Source organism: Flavobacterium hydatis (genome assembly GCF_000737695.1).
GTDB classification, from domain to species: Bacteria; Bacteroidota; Bacteroidia; order Flavobacteriales; family Flavobacteriaceae; genus Flavobacterium; species Flavobacterium hydatis.
On the sequence record NZ_JPRM01000070.1, the window covers coordinates 1 to 5011 of the forward strand.

The 5011-nt window shown below is 33.0% G+C and carries 5 protein-coding genes; all 5 read right to left on the minus strand.

Features of this window, described 5'->3' with window-relative positions; genetic code table 11:
* Positions 1-263 precede the first annotated feature (263 nt).
* On the minus strand, positions 264-572 hold the full coding sequence (locus IW20_RS26970; RefSeq protein WP_205625929.1) for a DDE-type integrase/transposase/recombinase: 309 nt from the start codon (positions 570-572) through the stop codon (positions 264-266).
* Complete coding sequence (locus IW20_RS26890; RefSeq protein ID WP_205625928.1) at positions 568-822, minus strand: DDE-type integrase/transposase/recombinase; 255 nt, start codon at positions 820-822, stop codon at positions 568-570. Before IW20_RS26890 ends, IW20_RS26970 begins: the two co-directional genes overlap by 5 nt.
* 362 nt (positions 823-1184) lie before the next feature.
* Complete coding sequence (locus IW20_RS25025; RefSeq protein WP_035629056.1) at positions 1185-3125, minus strand: OmpA family protein; 1941 nt, start codon at positions 3123-3125, stop codon at positions 1185-1187.
* 2 nt (positions 3126-3127) lie between these two features.
* Complete coding sequence (locus tag IW20_RS25030; RefSeq protein ID WP_035629060.1) at positions 3128-4036, minus strand: PorP/SprF family type IX secretion system membrane protein; 909 nt, start codon at positions 4034-4036, stop codon at positions 3128-3130.
* A 57-nt stretch (positions 4037-4093) separates the two neighbouring features.
* Positions 4094-5011: T9SS type B sorting domain-containing protein (locus tag IW20_RS25035; RefSeq protein ID WP_035629058.1), on the minus strand; the 918-nt coding region annotated here is incomplete at its 5' end.

Here is a 5011-nt window from a genome sequence, read left to right on the forward strand (position 1 = left end):
ATATTTTATGGTATTTACAATAACTTTTTTATTTAAATATTTTTCTAACAACTAAAGCTTAATTTATCTATTTTTACTTTAGTTTAGTCCCCTAAACAAATTTAAATTTGGAAGATTTGAATTTAAACAGAAAGTCCTTTACTCTTTGTAAAGGACTTTTTTTAAATTTTTTGATTATTACATTTCATAAATCAAGAAATCCTTCAACAATGGTTCTGTCGCATCTGTCAGAATCAGATATAACACTTTAAGTAATTTTAAAGTTAGTCTGCCAATTTACAGAATGATTTAAACATAGTTACCCCTGATTCAATCATCTGATTCTTTCTCAGCATATGCAAAACTTCAATTCCGCTCAATGTTCGTCTTGCCGATTCAAAATTTTTAAAGCCTAACCCATTTTGTATCCTCCATTTTATAAATCGATGGTCCTGTTCGACAATATTGTTGAGATATTTACACTGCCGGATTTTAATCTTTGAGAACGAACGCTTGTTACAGACTTTGATTGCTGCAGTATTAGAACCGCTTTTATCAATGTTTATTACTCTTGGCCGGCAATTATTATTAATTTTTAATTAGAAAAGGCTGAGCGCTCATTCTTTGTCTTTTTCTGGTCAAAAGAAAGTAAACCGTATTACCTAATTTATCTACCGCTCGATATAAGTAACACCATATACCTTTTACTTTGATATAGGTCTGATCCAATCTCCAGCTCGTCCCCACTCTGCCTTTTCTCTTCTTTATTTCTAACTCGATGAAAGGTGTAAACGTATAGCCCCAGCGTTGAATAGTAGCATGATCAACATGAACTCCGTGCATTTTCATGATCTCTTATACATCCCTGTAAGTAAGGGTAAATCTTAATTTAAAATACACTGCCCGAAGAAGAATAGATTTTGGATAGCTCTGACCTTTGGTATTCATTTTTTTTAGTTTTAAAATTCCAAAGATAAAAGCTATTCCCAAATGCGACAGAACCCTTTTAAGAAATATAGGTCTATTTGAATAGAACTGACCAAAAAACGGGCTATTCTAATCCATAATTAGGAATTAATACTCAATCAGTTCTTAACTATATTTGAAAAAGGGGTTCAACTTTATTTAAAAAGTTAAACCCCGTTATTTTTAAAACTTACACACTTTTTAGGACTGTGTTTTTATCGATAATGATTTGTAAGTTCTTATTGCATTGAAACAATTACAAATTCACTTCTTCTGTTTAACTGATGTTCATCTTCTGTACAAGCTACATTATCTGAACATTTATTGATTAACTGACTTTCGCCATACCCTTTCCCTGATATTCTGGTTGGGGCAATTCCTCGTTTTACAAACCATTCGATTGTTGCTTTTGCTCTTTTATTAGACAATCTCATATTATATTCCTGAGTCTGTCTACTGTCTGTATGAGAACGAACATCGATTTTCATTTCAGGATATTGTTTCATTACAGCAAGTACTTTCTCTAATTCAAAAGCAGCTTCCTGACGAATAAATGATTTATCCAGATCAAAATAAATCATCGGAATATCTAAAGTTTTAGCCAAATCTGTCCCTACTTCTATTTGCTTGATTTGTTTATTTAATTTAATATCTAATTCAGGTTTATCATTTGTTGGCTGAATTGTAACCGAACTTTCATTAGTTTCATAATCTTGTTTTGAAACTCTTACATAATAGGTTTGATTGCATTTTACATCAAAATTGTAACTTCCGTTTTTATCCGAAATTATTGTTGCAATTTCCTTAAACTTATCGTCAAGCAAAATTACTTTTGCATCGGCTAAAGCTTCGTTCGTTTGAGAATCTGAAACAATTCCAAATAATTTTTTTTCACAATCCAGTCTTTTTGTTTCTGTGAATTTATAGATATCATCATTTCCAATTCCGCCTTCTTTGTTGGATGAGAAGTAACCTTTACGTGTATTGCTGTCAATTATAAAAGCAAAATCATCCAACTTGGTATTTACGGGTTCTCCAATATTTTGTACCAGATCAAAAGTAGCATCTTCCTTGATTTTTGCCACAAATACATCAAGTCCGCCTAATCCAGGACGTCCGTCGCTTGAAAAATAAAGTTCATTATCTCCGGATATAAACGGGAATGTTTCTCTTCCTTCGGTATTAATTGCTGTTCCTAAATTTTCCGGTTTCCCGAATGTTCCATCTTCATTAATAACAACACTAAACAAATCCGATTGTCCTAAAGTTCCCGGCATATCTGATGCAAAATACAGCTTTTTTTCGTCCAGACTTAAAGCCGGATGTGCAATACTGTATTGATCACTATTAAAAGGCAACTCAATAATATTTGCCCATTTATCATTTACAAATTCGGCTTTGTACAACTTTAATAATGTAATTCTTTTATTGTCTTTTCCTTTTTTACCTCCTAAAAAATTGTTTCGGGTAAAATACATTGTCTTTCCATCTTTGGTGAAAACCGGAGAAGATTCATTGAATTTTGAATTGATTTTTTTCTCAAACCGAATTGGATTATCTAAAGTTCCATCCGCTTTTAATTCCGCAGCATATAAATTCGTAAACGATTTATTTGTCCATTTAAATGTTTTTTTAATAACACTTCCAGTATCACGAGCAGAAGCAAATACTAATTTATTATTATAAATTGTACTTCCGTAATCTGATTGTTTCGAATTAATTCCGGCATTTGCAATATCAAATCTTCCTGAATTCGCTTTAATCTGCTCCAGATAATTTTTATTGTTTTCGAATAAAACGCCTCTTGTATCAGTTTTTACTTTCGCATTAAAAATTTCAAGCATTTTATCTGCTTTGGCATAATCACCCACAGATTTCAACGTCTGAGCATATCTGTAATAATATTCAGGTTCTTGTTGCTCGTTAAAAGCAAAAAGGGCGTCATACCACTTTGCAGCTTTCGGTAATTCGGCATTAAAATAATAGGAGTTTCCTAATCTCTGAAACATTTTTTCATCCTTATATCCGCTTTCTGCTACTTTTTCATAAATAGCGATAGCGTCTACAAAAGCATATTGATTGTACTCCTTCTCTGCTTTATTTAAAACTGTTTTTTGAGCCGTTCCGTTAAAACAAACAGACGACAAAACAGCAGCATAAATTATATTTTTAACTTTCATAATTAGAAAAATCTTGGTGAAGTTATACGTCCATATTTATTTAAGAATTCAAAACGGAGGAATATCTCGTGCGATCCTGAATTATAATTCACTAATTTGGTTGTTTCACGATCGTAAGCATAACCCAAATACAAACCATCTGTGATTTGAAAACCAGCCAGTGCACTTACCGAAGCGCTCCATCTGTAAGCCACTCCAATTACAAATTTATCGTTGAACATAAAGTTAGCCGATGCATCTACTTGCAATGGTGAACCTTCGACCATTTTTGTCATTATAGCCGGTTTAAATTTTACGGTTTCATAACGATCTAATTCAAATACATAACCTGCGATAAAATAATAGTTGATTTTGTCTTTGTAAATCGCAACATCATTATCATCATAACGATTGGTCTGAATGAAATTAGGAACCGATAAACCTACATAAGCTTTATCTGTATGCCAGTAAACTCCGGCTCCAATATTAGGCGTGAATTTATTTTTAAAATCCTGAAATTGCGGATCTCCCTGATCTTCCGGTGTTAATTTAGTTGGATCTAATTTGAATAAATTTGCTGATCCTTTTATGCCAAAAGATAATTTGGCTGTAGCCGATGTTGGTATAGAATACGAAAAATCTGCCGATAAGTTATTCTCATTCGTTGGACCTATTTTATCATTGATTAATGAAACTCCTAACCCAACGTTATTACCAACTGGTGTATTTACAGAAAAACTACTTGTTTCCGGCGCGCCATCTAACCCAACCCATTGGGTACGATATAAACCAAAAATACTCAGTACTCCACGTGATCCCGCATAAGCAGGATTCACATTAATGGTATTGTACATATATTGTGTAAATTGTGCATCCTGCTGTGCAAAGCTCGCAGTTGAACAAAACAGTAAAACTAAAATTAACTTTTTCATTTTTTTCATTTTTAATTACAGCTCAACTTCAACAAGCCAATTAATTAGCATAGAATATTATTTGGTCAAGTACAGATAACCCGCTTCCTGATGAGGAGTAGATTGATGGTCTTTATATTTTATGATATAATAATATGTTCCCTCTGGTAATCCTTTTGATTCTTTAATGGTAACACGTCCTTCTGAAATTCCTCTAAAGGCAACATCGGTATTATTGTAATGATCTCTTTCAAAAACCAATACACCCCAACGATTATAAATTTGAACTGTGTTGTCAGGATAACATTCTATTCCTTGTATATAGAATCTTTCGTTCATACTATCACCATTTATTGAAACGGCATTAAAAATTTTGATTACACAACCACTTAATAATAAAACTGTTGGATTGTCACCTAGATTATTTATGTTATCTGACTTATCCTCAACTTTAATTCCACTTAGAGTACTACCCATTACACTAGCCTGATTACTAATACTTCCATTATTAATATCATTTTGCGTGATGCTATATTGAGCACTAAAAGAAACTTCATCCGTATCATTTACATTCAAATCTATTGGACCTCCTGACATAATAATACCAGCTAATGGATCTAAAACAGTAATATTGTACAAAGGAACATTTCCAGTATTAGTAACCTTGAAGTTATAAGTTATAGTTTCGCCAGCATCTGCATTCCCATTACTATTTTCATCATTAAATACCGCTGTCTTAATTATGGCAATTGATGGAACTTCAACAATCGCCGGGGCACTTACTACTACCGTAGAGCTAATAGTACTACAATTCAATGGGTTGTTTACTTCACAAATCGTATAGCTTACTGAATAGTTTCCAGATGGGGTGTTGGCCGGAACTGTTACTGTTCCATCTGCATTTACTACTAGTCCTGATCCTACTGGAACCGTACTTGATGTGATTTGTACATTCCCTGCTGCAGTACCTACTACTACTGGGCTTCCATTTAAGGT